At 68.8% G+C, this 14,324-nt stretch carries 16 protein-coding genes; 5 read left to right on the forward strand and 11 right to left on the reverse strand.

Annotated elements, in window-relative coordinates:
• Positions 1-9: 9 nt before the first annotated feature.
• From flhB to flgB, 6 genes are read right to left on the reverse strand one after another with little or no spacing between them, the layout of a single operon-like run.
• A complete protein-coding gene (gene flhB / locus D3869_RS03530) occupies positions 10-1,086 on the reverse strand; it encodes a flagellar biosynthesis protein FlhB (protein ID WP_137138973.1) in 1,077 nt (358 codons plus the stop codon).
• Between the two features lie 15 nt (positions 1,087-1,101).
• Positions 1,102-1,872: a flagellar biosynthetic protein FliR gene (gene fliR, locus D3869_RS03535; RefSeq protein WP_137103270.1), complete on the reverse strand. Its 771-nt coding sequence runs from the start codon at positions 1,870-1,872 to the stop codon at positions 1,102-1,104.
• Entirely contained in the window at positions 1,869-2,189 is a 321-nt protein-coding gene (locus D3869_RS03540) for a flagellar biosynthetic protein FliQ (RefSeq protein WP_137138974.1), read from the reverse strand. The genes fliR and D3869_RS03540 overlap by 4 nt, the downstream gene beginning before the upstream one ends.
• Positions 2,190-2,234: 45 nt before the next feature.
• Positions 2,235-2,534, reverse strand: coding sequence for a flagellar hook-basal body complex protein FliE (gene fliE / locus D3869_RS03545; protein WP_137138975.1), 300 nt, complete (start codon positions 2,532-2,534; stop codon positions 2,235-2,237).
• Positions 2,535-2,571: 37 nt separating this feature from the next.
• On the reverse strand, positions 2,572-2,982 hold the full coding sequence (gene flgC / locus D3869_RS03550; protein WP_109070595.1) for a flagellar basal body rod protein FlgC: 411 nt from the start codon (positions 2,980-2,982) through the stop codon (positions 2,572-2,574).
• Between the two features lie 57 nt (positions 2,983-3,039).
• Complete coding sequence (flgB, locus tag D3869_RS03555; RefSeq protein WP_137138976.1) at positions 3,040-3,444, reverse strand: flagellar basal body rod protein FlgB; 405 nt, start codon at positions 3,442-3,444, stop codon at positions 3,040-3,042.
• Positions 3,445-3,669: 225 nt separating this feature from the next.
• Between flgB and D3869_RS03560 the strand changes: the two genes are divergently transcribed.
• The 5 genes from D3869_RS03560 (at position 3,670) to D3869_RS03580 (ending at position 7,705) form a co-directional block, all read left to right on the forward strand.
• Positions 3,670-3,996 carry an EscU/YscU/HrcU family type III secretion system export apparatus switch protein gene (locus D3869_RS03560; RefSeq protein WP_137138977.1) on the forward strand — a complete coding sequence of 109 codons (327 nt, stop codon included), beginning with the start codon at positions 3,670-3,672 and terminating at the stop codon, positions 3,994-3,996.
• Positions 3,993-4,361: a hypothetical protein gene (locus D3869_RS03565; RefSeq protein WP_137138978.1), complete on the forward strand. Its 369-nt coding sequence runs from the start codon at positions 3,993-3,995 to the stop codon at positions 4,359-4,361. The genes D3869_RS03560 and D3869_RS03565 overlap by 4 nt, the downstream gene beginning before the upstream one ends.
• 8 nt (positions 4,362-4,369) lie before the next feature.
• Positions 4,370-4,720 (forward strand): FliO/MopB family protein, encoded by a 351-nt coding sequence (locus D3869_RS03570; protein ID WP_137138979.1) that lies wholly within the window; start codon positions 4,370-4,372, stop codon positions 4,718-4,720.
• Entirely contained in the window at positions 4,717-5,490 is a 774-nt protein-coding gene (fliP, locus tag D3869_RS03575; RefSeq protein WP_175426393.1) for a flagellar type III secretion system pore protein FliP, read from the forward strand. The genes D3869_RS03570 and fliP overlap by 4 nt, the downstream gene beginning before the upstream one ends.
• A 316-nt stretch (positions 5,491-5,806) precedes the next feature.
• Complete coding sequence (locus D3869_RS03580) at positions 5,807-7,705, forward strand: potassium transporter Kup (protein ID WP_137138980.1); 1,899 nt, start codon at positions 5,807-5,809, stop codon at positions 7,703-7,705.
• A gap of 144 nt (positions 7,706-7,849) precedes the next feature.
• Here the strand turns inward: D3869_RS03580 and D3869_RS03585 are convergent, their stop codons facing one another.
• The 5 genes from D3869_RS03585 to D3869_RS34725 form a co-directional block, all read right to left on the reverse strand.
• Positions 7,850-11,263: a tetratricopeptide repeat protein gene (locus tag D3869_RS03585; RefSeq protein WP_247895776.1), complete on the reverse strand. Its 3,414-nt coding sequence runs from the start codon at positions 11,261-11,263 to the stop codon at positions 7,850-7,852.
• A gap of 47 nt (positions 11,264-11,310) precedes the next feature.
• Positions 11,311-12,051, reverse strand: a complete 741-nt coding sequence (locus D3869_RS03590) for a flagellar motor protein MotB (protein ID WP_137138982.1) — start codon at positions 12,049-12,051, stop codon at positions 11,311-11,313.
• Complete coding sequence (locus D3869_RS03595) at positions 12,048-12,734, reverse strand: hypothetical protein (RefSeq protein WP_247895707.1); 687 nt, start codon at positions 12,732-12,734, stop codon at positions 12,048-12,050. The genes D3869_RS03590 and D3869_RS03595 overlap by 4 nt, the downstream gene beginning before the upstream one ends.
• A gap of 4 nt (positions 12,735-12,738) precedes the next feature.
• Entirely contained in the window at positions 12,739-13,455 is a 717-nt protein-coding gene (locus tag D3869_RS03600; protein WP_137138983.1) for a protein phosphatase CheZ, read from the reverse strand.
• Positions 13,456-13,930: 475 nt separating this feature from the next.
• Positions 13,931-14,269: a general stress protein gene (locus D3869_RS34725; RefSeq protein ID WP_094303000.1), complete on the reverse strand. Its 339-nt coding sequence runs from the start codon at positions 14,267-14,269 to the stop codon at positions 13,931-13,933.
• Positions 14,270-14,324: the final 55 nt, after the last annotated feature.

Here is a 14,324-nt window from a genome sequence, read left to right on the forward strand (position 1 = left end):
GAACGGTCCTCAGTTCCGCACCGCGCGTCCTTTCAGCTTGAAGACATAGGTAATGACTTCCGCCACGGCGCGATAGTGCTCGGACGGAACCTCCTCGTCGATATCGCATGCGGCATAGAGCGCACGGGCGAGGGGCGGATTTTCCATCACCGGCACGCCGTTCTCCTCGGCGATCTCGCGGATCTTGAAGGCGACGGCGTCGGCGCCCTTCGCCACCACCATCGGAGCACCCATGGTGGAGGAGTCGTATTTGAGCGCGACGGCGAAGTGGGTCGGGTTGGTCACCACCACGTCGGCGCCGGGCACCGCCGCCATCATGCGCTTGCGCGCCCGCTCGAACCGCAACTGGCGGATGCGGCCCTTCACGTGCGGGTCGCCTTCGGCCTGCTTGTGCTCGTCCTTCACCTCCTGCTTGGTCATGCGCATCTTCTTGTCGAAGCTGTGGCGCTGCCAGAACAGGTCGGCCCCGGCGATCAGGGTCAGAATGGCCAGCACGCCGGACAGCAGCCGGAAGGTCAGGCCGTCCATCTCGCGGAGCAGCATCATCATGTCGATGCCGATGAAATGCCCGATGGTGAGCATCATCGGCTGAAGCGCGATGTAGGCGACCACGCCGACCACCGCGACCTTGGCCAGGCTCTTCAGCAGGTCGACGCCCTTCTGGGCGCTGAACAGGTTGGCGATGCCGGAGATCGGGTTCAGCTTGCTGAACTTCGGCGTGATCAGTTCCCAGGAGACGTTGAAGCCCTTCTGCCCGATCGTGCCGATCACCCCGGCGAACAGCAGGAACAGGATGGGCAGCCACAACGCCCACAGGATGTCCTTCATCACCCGCATCAGCACGGCGCCGACCCCGCCCTGGTCCATGGGGATCTGGTCCAGATTCTCGAAAAAGAAGTTCAGGCGGGGCACCATGCCCTTCAGCGTTCCGGGCAGGGTCGTGACCAGGATCACCAGCGCCGCGGCGATCATCAGCCAGTTGCCGATTTCCTGGGTCATCGCGAACTGGCCCTGCTTGTGGGCCTCGTCGAGCTTCTTTTGCGTCGGCTCTTCTGTTTTGGATGATTCATCCGCGTCTTCGGACACCGGATCCCTCCCCGCTCAGCCCGGTCTCAGGAAGTCGACGAAGGCGGCCTCGAAATGGGTCAGCCAGAACATCATCATCGCGGCCAGCGTCAGGGCGAACATGAACAGCCCCAGCGCGACCTGGAGCGAGGTGAACAGGAAGAACACCTGGATCTGCGGCGCCAGCTTGTTCAGCAGCCCCAGCGCCAGCGCGAACAGCATGCCGGAGATCAGGAACGGCGCCGCCATCTGGACGCCCAGCACGAAGGATTTGCCGACCAGCTGCCCGACCACGTTCGCCATGTCGTCGATGGGGATCGCCGCCCCCGGCGCGAAGGTCGAATAGCTGTCCACCACCGCCATGATCAGCAGATGGTGCAGGTTGGTGATGAAGATCAGCAGCAGCCCCAGCCACCCCAGCAGGGCGCCGGGCAGAGATCCCTGCGACGCCATGGCCGGGTTGAACATCTGGGCGTTCGACAGGCCGGACTGCAGCGCGATGATCGTCCCGGCGACCTCCAGCGCGCCCATCAGCAGGCGCGCGACGGTGCCCATGAAGATGCCGACGGTCACCTCCCCGGCGATCAGGACGAACAGGCGGAAGATGTTGTCGGGCATCGGCGGCATGCGGTCGCCCAGGACCGGCGCCACCAGGACGCTGACCGCGACCGAAAAGAGAAGGCGCGTGCGGGCGGAGACGAAGGCGTCGCCGATGGTCGGCATGATGCTGAAGGCGGTCCCGACGCGCGCGAAGACCAGCAACCAGACGAAGATCTGGTCGCCCAGGAACTGCTGAAGCAGGTTCATCCGCCGCCGCCGGGCAGGTTTCCGGCGTTGGGGACGGTGTTCACGCCGGTGCCGATGGCGACGATGCGGTCGGCGACCTCATGCTCGAAGAAGGAGCGCAACTCGCCCAGCATGAAGGGCATCAGCAGGATGGACAGGCCGAAGACCAGCAGGACCTTCGGCACCATGGCCAGAGTCTGCTCGCTGATCTGGGTGACCGCCTGGAACACCGAGATGATCGTGCCGACCACCATCATGGCGACCAGCACCGGCGCCGCCACGAACACCAGCGTGACGATGGAGGTGCGGCAGATCTCGATGACGTCGGTTTCGCTCATGATGCTTCGCTCAGGCCACGTGTGCTCGGGGTCCGCCGGCCGCCGTCAGATCGGCATGCGCAGGATTTCCTGATAGGCCGACAGCACCTTGTCGCGCACGGCGGTGACGGTCTGCAGCGTCACCTCGGCGTTGGTGACGGCCTGGACCACGTCGGTCAGGTCGGCCTGCCCGACGGCGGCCTTGGCGGTCATCGTCTCGCCCTGCTTCAGGTCGCCGATGACCTCCTTGGCGGTCTGCTCCAGCACGTCGCCGAAGCTGACGCCGCCGCGCGGGGCCATGCCCGGCCCGGTCGTGGAGGCGGCGGTGTTCGCGTAGGCCGCGGCGGCGTTGATCGGGTTGACCATGGGACGTTCGTCCTTCCTTCAAAAATGCGTCGCCGCGTCAGGCGCGGAGGATGTCGATGGTGCGCATCAGCATCTGGCGGGCGCTGTCCACCGCCGACAGGTTGGCCTCGTAGGAGCGCTGCGCCTCGCGCATGTCCATCGCCTCGACCACCGAATTGACGTTGGGCAGCAGCACATAGCCGTCGGCGTCCGCGGAGGGATGCGAGGGGTCGTAGCGCCGCTCGAAGTCCTTCTTGTCCACGTCGATCTTGGCGACGCGGACGAGATCGACCCCCATCTGGCGGTCCAGCGCGTTCTGGAACATCACGACCTTGCGCCGGTAAGGCAGATCGCCCGGCGTTTCCGCCGTGGTGTTGGCATTGGCCAGATTTTCCGCGATGGTCTTCAGGCGGGTGCCCTGCGCCTTCATGCCGGACGCGGACACCGCCATCGACGTGTAGAGATCCATCTTCCGCTTCCTTCTGCGAGCTTGGCGCCCCGAACCCCGCCTGAACGCCGACTGTCCTCAACCGCCGCTGCGGATCGCGGAGCGGATCAGGTTGACCTGCTTCTTGTAGAGGTTCGTGATCGTCTGGTAGTCCATGCCCGTCTGGCCCTGCTTCAGCATCTGCTCTTCCAGGACCACGGTGTTGCCGTCCGGCGCCGTCTCGTAGGGATTGCGCTGGCGCTGCTCCTGGTTCAGCCCGCCCGCGCCCCGCGTCCCCTGCAGGTGCGAGGCGTTGGTGGCGGTGGGCTGGAGGCGGCGGCTGTCGGACAGGGCGTCGCGGAAGGTGAAGGGCTTCAGGTCCCGGCCCTTGTAATCCGGCGTGTCGGCGTTGGCGATGTTCGCCGCGATCACGTTCTGGCGTTCGGTCAGCCAGCCCATCTTGCGCGACATCAGCTTGAAGAGGCCGAGATTCTCGAGATTCATCGCCGGGTTCCGGTCTGAGGGCCTGCCGCCCGGACACGCGAAGGCGCGCATCGAGACAGGCGGGATGCATCACAGCATTCCGATCTTCCGCCGTTTCAGTTAATCAAAGATGAATCCCGCCCGCGGCATCGTTCCGTCCATCCCCGCAGCGCTTGAGCTTCATGCTTCGTTAAGCATGTTCCGCCAGGATACGCCCATCGACACAGGCCATCCGGCAGGAGCCCCTTGTCCGAGCCGACTCCGAACCACCGCCCCCTCCCCAACCGGCCCGTCGCGGTCGCGCTGAAGTATGAGCTGGGCGACCAGTCCCTGCCCCGCGTGGTCGCCACCGGCAAGGGCCATGTGGCCGAACAGATCCTGGAACTGGCCTTCGCCAACGGCGTCAAGGTGCGCGAGGACGCCGACCTCGTGCAGATCCTGTCGGCGGTGGACATCGATTCGGAGATCCCCATCGAGGCCATCGCCGCCGTGGCCGAGATCCTCGCCTACGTCTACCGCGCCAACGGCACGCTGCCGCCTTCCGCGGAACCGGTTGCCGGAGAGGCTCCGTGACCGGCGCCGCGACGCTCCGCCGGGACATCCAGGCTCTGGCCGCCGCGCTGGAGGAGACCCGCGACCAGATGGAGGCCGGGCTGGCGGCGGACCTGACCGGGCTCGACACCCGCGTCGCCGCCCTGTGCGCCGAGGCGCGGTCGGTCCGCGGCGACGCCGAACTGGCCGCCGCCTTGGAACGCCTGCTCCCCACGCTGGACGCGGTCGCGGCAGCGCTGACCCGCCAGAGGGAAACGCTGGCCGCCGCCGCCGAGGGACGCCACGACCCCCATTCGGCGCGCCAGCGCGCCAGCGCCGCTTACGGCCGCAGCGCCCCCGCCGACCTTCCGTCCGACCCGCCGGCCACGCCGTCCCGACAGAGCTGACCTGATCCATGGGCCTCGACCAGTACATCCAATTCGTTCTCGCCCTCGCCTTCGTCATCGCGCTGATCGTGCTGGTGGCCTGGGTGATGCGCCGCATCGGCTTCGGCGGCATGACCGCGACGTCGGGGCGCCAGCGCCGTCTGGGCGTCGTCGAGGTGCTGCCGCTCGACGGCAAGCGCCGGCTGGTGCTGGTCCGCCGCGACGACCGCGAGCATCTGCTGCTGCTGAGCGCCTTCGGCGACCAGGTGGTCGACCAGACGCCGCGCGGCGGCTTCCCGGGCGCGCTGGCCGAGGCCGCAACCCCGCCGTCCAGCACCCCGCCGTCCAGCGCCCCGCCATCTGCCGGGGTCCGGTCATGACGACCGGCACGGGCGTGACGAAGCGGCTGGCCCTCGCCGGACTGCTGGCGCTGGCGATCGGGCTGGCCGGGGCGCTGGCCGCCGGGCCGGCGCTGGCGCAGAGCATGACCTTCGACCTGGGCGACGCCGGGGGATCGACCACCGGGCGCATCGTCCAGATGGTCGCGCTGATCACGGTGCTGTCGCTGGCGCCGTCGATCCTCATCATGATGACGGCGTTCACCCGTATCGTCATCGTGCTGTCCTTCCTGCGCTCGGCGCTGGGCATCCAGCAGGTGCCGCCGAACACGGTGCTGATGTCGCTGGCGGTCTTCCTGACCTTCTTCGTCATGGCCCCGGTGTTCGAGCGTTCCTACAACCAGGGCATCCAGCCGCTGATCAACCAGGACATCGACGAGACGGAGGCGTTCCGCCGCACGGTCGCCCCGCTGCGCGAATTCATGCTGAAGCACGCCAGCGAGAAGGACCTGCGCCTGTTCATGGACATGGCGCGCATCGAGAACGTGACCGACGCCGAGCAGACCCCGCTCCACGTCCTGGTCCCCGCCTTCATGATCTCGGAGATCAAGCGGGCCTTCGAGATCGGCTTCCTGCTGTTCCTCCCCTTCCTGATCATCGACATGGTGGTGTCGTCGATCCTGATGTCGATGGGCATGATGATGCTGCCGCCGACCATGGTGGCGATCCCCTTCAAGATCATCTTCTTCGTGCTGGTCGACGGCTGGTACCTGATCGCCGGGTCGCTGGCCCGCAGTTTCGGGACGCTCTAAAGCGGATTGCAATCCGCTTTGGACCGCGCCGGCGGTCCCGGTCGCGCATGCGACCGGAGCCCGCCGGCGAATGAGGCGCTATGAGTCTAAAGCGAACGGAAGTTCGCTTTAGTGGCAGACATTCGGATTGCCGATGGCCCAGATCGTCGCAGGTGAAACCGCCTGCGGACGGGCGCATCGGCTTGCGCTAGTATTGGATCCGGGAAGAGCGTAAGAGGATCGGCCCGCGCGAGCGCACCGACCGCCGCCGTACCCGCAGCTTGTGGCTTCTTCGTCCCCCGCTCGGACTCCCAACGGACTTCCTTCCACGTCCCACATGTCAGACACGACCCTGAAAGCCGCGGCACCCGACAAGGGCAGGCTGGCCGCGCTCACCCTCGGTGCGCTTGGCGTCGTTTACGGCGACATCGGCACCAGCCCGCTCTACACGCTGCGCGAATGCTTCTCGCCGGAGCATGGGCTCGCCCTGACCCCGCAGAACATCCTCGGCATCATGTCCATGGTTTTCTGGGCGCTGGTGCTCGTGGTCACCGTGAAGTACGTGCTGTTCGTCATGCGCGCCGACAACAAGGGCGAAGGCGGCATCCTGGCCCTGCTGGCGCTGGCGACCAACAGCCGGCCCGACTCCACCGGGCGCCTGTCAGGCCTGATGGCGATGGGCCTGTTCGGCGCCGCCCTGTTCTACGGCGACGGCATGATCACCCCGGCCATCTCCGTCCTCTCCGCGGTGGAAGGGCTGGAGGTGGCTCAGCCGGCGCTGGAGCGGGTCGTCGTGCCGGTGACCGTGGGCATCCTGATCGCCCTGTTCGGAATCCAGAGCCGCGGCACCGAGAAGGTCGGGCGGCTGTTCGGCCCGATCATGGTCGCGTGGTTCGCCACGCTGGGCCTGCTCGGCCTGATCGAGCTGGTCAAGGAGCCGCAGGTCCTGGCCGCGCTCGACCCGCGCCACGCCGTCCGTTTCTTCGTCTCGAACGGCTGGATCGGCTTCCTGGTGCTGGGCGCCGTCGTTCTGGCCGTCACCGGGGGCGAGGCGCTCTACGCCGACATGGGCCATTTCGGCCGCCGCCCCATCAAGGTGGCGTGGCTGGCGGTCGTGCTTCCCGCGCTGCTGCTGAATTATCTCGGCCAGTGCGCCCTGCTGCTGAGCGACCCCACGGCGGTGCGCAGCCCCTTCTACCTGCTGGTGCCGGAGTGGGGCCTCTACCCGATGGTCCTGCTGTCGACCTGCGCGGCGGTGATCGCCAGCCAGGCGGTGATCTCCGGCGTCTTCTCGCTGACCCGGCAGGCGGTGCAGCTCGGCCTGTGCCCGCGCCTGGATATCCGCCACACCTCGCAGGAGGAAGGCGGGCAGATTTACATCCCGCGCGCCAACTGGGGCCTGCTGTTCGCGGTCATCGGGCTGGTCCTGTGGTTCGAGTCCTCCAGCCGGCTGGCGACCGCCTACGGCATCGCGGTGACCGGCGACATGGTCATCACCACCATCCTGGCGCTGGTCGTGGCGCATCGCCGCTGGAACTGGAGCCTGCCCGTCTGCTTGGCGCTGGGCGCCCTGTTCCTCAGCGTCGATCTGGCGCTGTTCCTCGCCAACGCGGTGAAGATTCCGCACGGCGGCTGGGTGCCGCTGGTCATCGCCGCGGTGACTCTGGGCCTGATGTCGACGTGGCGCCGCGGCCGTGCCGTCCTGAACCGCCGGCTGGCCGAGGATTCCCTGCCGCTGGACGGCTTCGTCAAGCGCCACGCCAAGTCCTCGGACATCCAGCGGGTGAAGGGCACGGCGATCTTCCTGACCTCCAGCGCCGACACGGTGCCCATCGCCCTGCTGCACAACCTGAAGCACAATCAGGTGATGCACGAGCGCATCGTCTTCCTGACCGTGATGGTCGAGGACGTTCCCCGCGTTCCGGCCAAGGAGCGCGTCGTCCTGGAGGGGCTGGCCGACGGCTTCTACCGCCTGACGGTGCGCTACGGCTTCTCGCAGGAGCCGAACATCCCCAAGGCGCTGCGGCTGTGCAAGGCGTTCGGGCTGGAGTTCGACGTGATGACGACCTCCTTCTTCCTCGGCCGCGAGACGCTGATCCCCCGCATCAACCCGCAGATGGCCCAGTGGCGGGAAAAGCTGTTCGTCGTGATGTCGCGCACCGCGGTCAGCGCCACCGACTTCTTCAAGATTCCGCCGAACCGCGTGGTCGAGCTGGGCACCCAGGTCCAACTCTGAAGGGTCCAACTCTGAAGGGTCCAACTCTGAAGGGACCAGCTCTGAAGGGTCCCGCTCTGACGGTCTGCCGCCGCGCCAACGAGAAAGCCCCTCTCCATCGGAAAGGGGCTTTTTCATTGAGAAAAGGCATGTCCGAAGGCGCGGTCAGTTGATCGCTGCGCTCTGCTTGCCGCGGTAGTTCTTCAGGAACTTCTGGAACACGTCCACCTCGGCGACGCGGGAGCGGACGGTGTTGACGTCGATCAGGCCCAGCGCCTGCTCCGGCCGGGTCAGCACGCGGAAGGCGTCGGCGTCGGGGCCGTTGGTCATCGCCGAGCCGAACTCCTTGCGCAGCAGATTCAGGTTCGTCCCGTCCCCCGCCAGCGCCAGCGCCACCGCGCGGTTCAGGACCAGCTGCGAGGTCGCCGGGTTGATCGGCTGGGTCGGTGGCGGCGGCGGGCCGATCAGCTTGTTCAGGGCGAAGGCCGCGGCCTCCCATTTCTGGGCGCGCCACGCGATGTCCACCCGCAGCGAGTTGGCCGGCTTGCTGTCGTCCTCGGAGAGCAGCAGCAGCGCCTCGTCGCCACGGCCCATCTCGGCCAGCGCCTTGGCCTGCATCAGGCGGCGCTCGCCCACCAGATCCGCCGGCAGGTTCGGCACATTGGACAGCTCCAGCGCGCGCAGGGCGTCCTCCGGCTTGTTGTCGAGCAGGCGGACGGAGGCGAGCCGGGTGCCGACGCGCGCCTTGTCCTCGCCGGACAGGCGGTATTCCACCTGATGCTGCAGCAGGTCGGCGGCGCGGTTCAGCAGGTCCACCGAGATCAGCCGCTCGGCGAGTTGCCGGATCACCTCGTCGCCCGCCTCGCCCACCGGGGTCAGCTCGCGGAACTGGTCGTAGAGCTGGAGCGCCTCGATGGTCGGCAGCTTCTGCGCCCCGTCCTTGTAGAGGTCGGCGAAGACGCGCGACATCTCGCGGGTGATCTCCTCCGCCCGCGGCGTGTCGGCGACCAGCGCGGCGGTCTCCTTCATGGCGTTGAAGCCGTCGGCGTACTGGCCGGCGGCGATCAGCACCTCGCCCATGCGCTGGCGGATCTGCATCTCCAGCTCGTCGCCGCGCCAGGTGAAGGTCAGACCGGCCAGCCGTTCCGCCGCGGCGGGGGGCGACATGCGGCCTTCCGCCAGCTGCAGGTTCACCAGCGCCAGCCCGGCCTTGGCCCGGTAATAGCGGTCGAGGCTGTTGTAGGAGGCGGTCAACTGCTCCAGCGCCCGCTCCGGCTCGTTGGTCTGGGCGTAGTAGAGGCCGCGGAGATACTGGACGTCGGGCCGTTCCTCGGCGTCCGTGCCGCCGCGCTCGACGATGCGGTCGAGCAGCCGCTTGGCGAAGGGCGCGTCGCCGGTTTTCAGCGCGGCCTCGGCGGCGCGGGTCGCCAGCTTGGTCAGGATCGGGTCGGGGTAGGAGTTGAGGATCGGCGCCGCCGCCTTGAAGCCGGCCTGGGCCGTCGGCCAGTCGTTGCGGTCCGCCGCGATGGCGGCGCGCCACAGCGCGGCCTCGCCGTTGTTGGCGAGATTCGGGTGGGCGAAATCCTCCGCCGCGGCGTCGGTGTTTCCTGCCAGGAAGCGCGCGGCCCCGCGCAGGGCGCGGAACTCCGGCCAGCCTTCCAGGTCGGGCTGCGCCTCCTGCAGCACGTCCATCATGCCGATGGCCTCCTGCCCGAAGCCGTTCGCCAGATAGAAGCGGGCGAGGTCGAGCTGGGCGCGGGGCCGTTCGGAATCCGGCGCGTTGACGATGTTGAGCTGAAGGTTCTGCCGCGCCTCGGTGTAGTGGTCGAGGTCGCCCTTCTTCCAGGCCGGCAGGTCGAACAGGCGACGCCCGGAAGGCACCGGCTTCGGGTCGGTCGGCGGCGTCAGCGTGTTGGACGCGCCGCCGGGGGACGGCTTCGGCGGCAGCGAGGCCGTCTGCGTCGATGCCGCCGGGCGGCTTCCGGCGTCGGCCATGGGCGACAGGTGAAGGCCCCCCGCCGCGGTCACCTCCACCCCTTCCTTGACCGGGCGCACGGTGATCGCGTCGGCGATGGGCCGCACGACGACGCCCTGGTAGCTGGGCAGCAGCTCCAGATCGGCGTAGCGGTGCGATTCGGGAATGGCGTTGCCGGGAACCGGCAGCGGCACGACCTGGAGGCGGTCGCCCACGTCGGGGTCGGACAGCGTCACCACGGTCGCCGCGTCCGCGGCGCGCACCAGCAGGCGGGCGCCCAGCAGGAAATCCGGTTCCGGATCGATCTTCAGCTCGAAGGGCGGCGTGCCGGTCAGACGGCTGGCGGGCGTGATCTTCCAGCTCGTCCCCTGCCGCTCGATCTTCGGCCAGACCAGCGCGCCGATCTTGGTGCGGAAGGCGCTGCCGCCGGTGGCCGGCACCGGCTCGATCGCGCCGACCGTCCCGGCCCCGCCGATGGCCTTGCCAGCGCCGATGGGCAGAGACTTGTCGAACACGATGTAGAGATGGCCGGCGCGCGGGTAGACGGCGATGGACGCCGGGCCACCCGCGTCAAAGACCAGCGTCGGCCCCTGCGGCTCGGCTTTTGCCGGATCGGCTTTGGCGGCTTCGGGCTTCGTGGCCTCAGGCTTCATGGCCTCGGGCTTCATGGCCTCGGGCTTGGAAGGCGCCGGGGCCGCCGCGACCTCCTTCGGCGGGGGAGGCGTCGCAGCCGGCCTCGCGGCGGGCATGGCGGCCGGGGGTGTCGCGGGCGGTGGGGCCGCGGCTTCGGCCGAGGGCGGACGCACCGTGGTCGTGGTGGCGCCGGACGGCGGGGCGGCGTTGGCCGCATCGCCCGTCGGCAGACCGGCGCGCGTGCCCGGATTCTGCACGTCGATCACCACGGAACGGCCGGACTTGCTGTCCTTGATCTCGGCGTCCTGCGGCACGGCGAAGGTCACCGCCAGCGCGCCGTTGGCCTGCCGGAACTGCTCCACGTTCTGGATGTTGCGCAGCGCCGTCCTGGCCACCGGCGCCAGATCGGCATTGCCGCTGCGGTCGAACAGCAGCGTGGCCGACGCGCCGTCGCGACGCAGCGTGTAGTTGACGCCCTCCGGCCAGGTGAAGGACAGGCGGCTCTGTTCCGGCGTGTCGGCCGCGCTGACCGCCACCCGCCCCGCGGAGCGCGCCGGAGCGGGCGCGGCCGGAGCGGCCGGAGCGGCGGGCGCCTCCGCCTTGGCGGTCGGGGCCGGCGCCTCGGCGGCGGGGGTCAGGTCGAGCGCCACGGCGTTGCCGTTGCGGAAGCTCTTCAGCGTCACCGGGCGCTTCAGGTCGAAGGTCACCGTCTTGCCGTCGCCGCCGATCCTCACACCGGACAGATAGCCGGGCAAGGCCGCCACGGTGCGGTCCAGCGCGGCGTTGATCGGCTCGTCGAAGCGGATGACCAGCGTGTTGCCTTCCACCGACGCGCTGTAGCCGGTCTGGCGCGGCCAGTCGAAGACCATGCGCCCGAAGGTCTTGTGGGTGGCCGCCCGCACCGGAACGTCGACGGCCCAGGCAGCCGGCGAGACGGCGATCTGGGCGGCGAGCAGGGCCGTGGCGGCCACGAAGCCGCTCAACCAGCGCCGGTTTACCCCGCCCCGCCCCATCCGGTTCACTCCTCCACGTCCACATCGGCGGCGGCCGGCCCGGACACCGGCGGCCCCGCCGTCTCCTCGCGCACCACCACATCGACCCGCGCCCCGCCGGGCACCGGATCGATGCCAGGCGCCTCGCTCATCAGGCTGCGCGCCACGAGGTCGCGCTTGTAGCCCGTTTCGCGCAGCAGCGCCGCAACGGCAACCGCGCGCGTCAGGGCGCGTTCCCAGGCCAGCCCCGCGGACTGGTCCTCGCGCTCGGCGTGGCCGACCACCTCGATCCGGTTGCCGATCCGCCCCACCGCCGCACCCAGCAGATACAGCACGCGCCGCCCCTGGTCGGTGAAGCTGCCGCCGGTTGGGTCGAACATGACATGGGCCGGCAGGCCGATCACCACGCGGTCGTCCTCCCGCCGCACCTCCACCGCCGCCAGATCCTCGTTGGCCGCGGTCTGGGTACGAAGCAGGGCACTGAGATAATCCAGATTGATCGCCGAATATGACTCCACCGTGGCGGCGTTGAAGGCGGCCTTCGGCTCGGGCGGCGTCGCGGAGGGCGTCACCGCGGTGGAACGGGCCGACGACAGCGACTTGACCAGCCCGGTCCAGCGCTGGGCCTCCGGCTCGCTCATCGAATACATCAGCACGAAGAAGGCGAGCAGCAGCGACATCAGGTCGGTGAAGCTGATCAGCCAGATCGTGCGGTTGTGGCCGCCGCTCTTGTCCTCGGCCTTGGGCAGTTTGGGCAGGCGGATCATCGGCGCCCTCCCCCCGGCAGATCGTCCATGGCGCGCAGGCTGAACAGCAGGCGGACGGCGCCCGGCGCGCCGCGCTCGATGCCCACCGTCACCGCGTCCGCCGGCGCCCCGTCGGCGATCAGCAGCCGGGCCAGCGCGCCGGCCCGCACCACCGGGCCGGGCGGCTGGCTGGGGCCACCCGCCGGACCGATGGACAGCAGCGCGTCCAGCTCGATCCGCTCGCCGGGCCGGTTCTGCAACAGCGCGTCGGCCACCCGGTCGATCAGGCCGATGCGGTCCGGGCGCAGGTCGGCCGTGCCGGGCAGGAACAGCTCGTCGGCGGGCAGGCGCACCTCCAGAAGGCGGCCCGGCGTGACGCTGTCAACCTTCGCCACGGCGATGGCGGTGGCGAACAGGTTGCCCAGCCCGTCCAGCCGCTGCACGGCGAAGACGGTGCCGGCGCGCGAGGCCAGCGGGTCGGTCGGCTCGCGCAGGCGGGGGTCGATGTAGAAGGCGGGGAAGCTGCGCTCCAGCGACACCAGCACCGTGCGCACCCGCTGGGCGGTCTGCACGGACTGGGCGTTCAGAACGATGAAGAAGACGAGCAGCAGCAGGAACAGCGACAGCAGAAGCACGATGCTTCCGTTGTTCGGGTTCGGCCGGCTGCCCGACAGGTCCGGCTTCCTGTGGCCGGGCGCAGCCATGGGATTAATCGAAGCTCGCCAGCAGGCGGTCGATCTCGTCCTGGTCCATGGCGGCGCTGGTCATCTGCGGCCCGTGCAGCAGCCCGGCCTCCGGGTCGTCCGCCGGGCGGTCGGTGGCGAAGTTCGGGGCCGGGTCGGCGTGGGCCTCGGCCGCGGCGACCGCGGCGGCGGGACGGGTGTGGTTCTGCCGCACCTCGTCGCCGAAGGCCGCGACGATCATGTCCACCTTCGATTCGATGTGCTTGAGCGTGCGCACGACCTTGGAGATGCGCTGGCCGGTGATGTCCTGGAAGTTGCAGGCCTCGAAGATCTTGGTCACCTGCTCGGTCAGCTTCGCCGAAGTCTCCGGGTCGATCTGGCCGGAGATGCCGGTGATGACGTCGCAGGCGTCGAAGATGGCGAAGGTGGCCTGCTCCGTCGCGCCGACGACGGCATCCAGTTCATCGGTGGCGTTCGGGATGTGCTGGTCGCGGATTTCCGCGGGCTGCAGCGCCGCCAGCTCCTGCTTGGCGCTCTCGATGAAGCGGGCGAGGTCGACCACCTCCTTGTAGAGGCGCAGGTCGGTGGCGGAGATGTCGCCGTCCATGCTGCCGAGGATGGAGCGGACGATGTCCGTCACCTCTTCGCGGCTCAGCGGCTGGGCCGCCTCGGCATGGGCGGCGTCGAGCTGCTGGCGCAGGAGCTTCTGGTCGGCGAGCGAGGAGGAAACGGGCGGGGCCATGTGCGATCCGATGTGAGCGTTCCGTGGTCTTGTCCGGCCTGCGTGCGATCGGGTGCGTCGGCCGGCCCGGACGCAGACGCCCGAAGCGGGTCCGACCCAACCTCGCGCCCTCGCACGGCCGCCGCCGACTCGGAGCCTCGTCAGCCTTTCCAACCCTAATTTCGCTCGGTTAACACGCCGTTAAGCGCCTGAAACGTCGCAACGCAAAGACTGGGCGGAATCACGCGACCGAAAAGAAAGCGGAAGCGTTGTTCTGCGCCCGCATGCCCTCGACCAGCGCTCGCCATTGTCGAACTTTAATGAGAGCTGCGGCAATTTGTTTCAATCGGGGTCCGCACACGGATTGTTTCAATCGGAGTCCGCACACAGACAAAGGGCCGCCTCGGGGGCGGCCCTTCTTCACCGTGGCGCAGACCAATTGTTCCGTCAGGCTAAGCCGGCGGTGAACTCGTCAGGGACGACATGGTCCCGGCGGTCAGCTCCCGCTGCTCCGCCCGCCGCCATGGCTGTGTTCGCCGCCCTTGCGGCCCGCTTCCGATGCGCGTTCCGGATCGTTCTTGAAATTGCCGCCGGACGCCTGCCCACCCTTGTGGCCGGCTTCCGCCGCACGCTCCGGATCGTTCTTGAAGTTGCCGCCGGACGCCTGGCCGCCCTTGTGGCCGGCTTCCGCCGCACGCTCCGGGTCGTTCTTGAAGTTGCCGCCGGAAACCTGACCGCCCTTGTGGCCGGCTTCCGCCGCACGTTCCGGATCGTTCTTGAAGTTGCCGCCGGAGTGCTGACCGCCCGAGCTACGGCCCTGGTTCTGGTCGTTCATCTTGTCTCCTTCCTTCTTGTTGTTGGGCAAACTTGCGTTGCCCGAACACGCCGGA

Origin of the sequence: Azospirillum brasilense, from assembly GCF_005222205.1 — a bacterium.
GTDB lineage: Bacteria > Pseudomonadota > Alphaproteobacteria > Azospirillales > Azospirillaceae > Azospirillum > Azospirillum brasilense_G.

Coding starts and splice junctions, on each gene's coding strand:
- fliP (WP_175426393.1), top strand. CDS start 4,717: ATGACGACCGGCACGGGCGTGACGAAGCGGCTGGCCCTCGCCGGACTG.
- flgC (WP_109070595.1), bottom strand. CDS start 2,982: ATGGATCTCTACACGTCGATGGCGGTGTCCGCGTCCGGCATGAAGGCG.
- D3869_RS03590 (WP_137138982.1), bottom strand. CDS start 12,051: ATGATCCGCCTGCCCAAACTGCCCAAGGCCGAGGACAAGAGCGGCGGC.
- fliR (WP_137103270.1), bottom strand. CDS start 1,872: ATGAACCTGCTTCAGCAGTTCCTGGGCGACCAGATCTTCGTCTGGTTG.
- D3869_RS03570 (WP_137138979.1), top strand. CDS start 4,370: ATGGGCCTCGACCAGTACATCCAATTCGTTCTCGCCCTCGCCTTCGTC.
- D3869_RS34725 (WP_094303000.1), bottom strand. CDS start 14,269: ATGAACGACCAGAACCAGGGCCGTAGCTCGGGCGGTCAGCACTCCGGC.
- D3869_RS03600 (WP_137138983.1), bottom strand. CDS start 13,455: ATGGCCCCGCCCGTTTCCTCCTCGCTCGCCGACCAGAAGCTCCTGCGC.
- fliE (WP_137138975.1), bottom strand. CDS start 2,534: ATGGTCAACCCGATCAACGCCGCCGCGGCCTACGCGAACACCGCCGCC.
- D3869_RS03595 (WP_247895707.1), bottom strand. CDS start 12,734: ATGGCTGCGCCCGGCCACAGGAAGCCGGACCTGTCGGGCAGCCGGCCG.
- D3869_RS03540 (WP_137138974.1), bottom strand. CDS start 2,189: ATGAGCGAAACCGACGTCATCGAGATCTGCCGCACCTCCATCGTCACG.
- D3869_RS03580 (WP_137138980.1), top strand. CDS start 5,807: ATGTCAGACACGACCCTGAAAGCCGCGGCACCCGACAAGGGCAGGCTG.
- flgB (WP_137138976.1), bottom strand. CDS start 3,444: ATGAATCTCGAGAATCTCGGCCTCTTCAAGCTGATGTCGCGCAAGATG.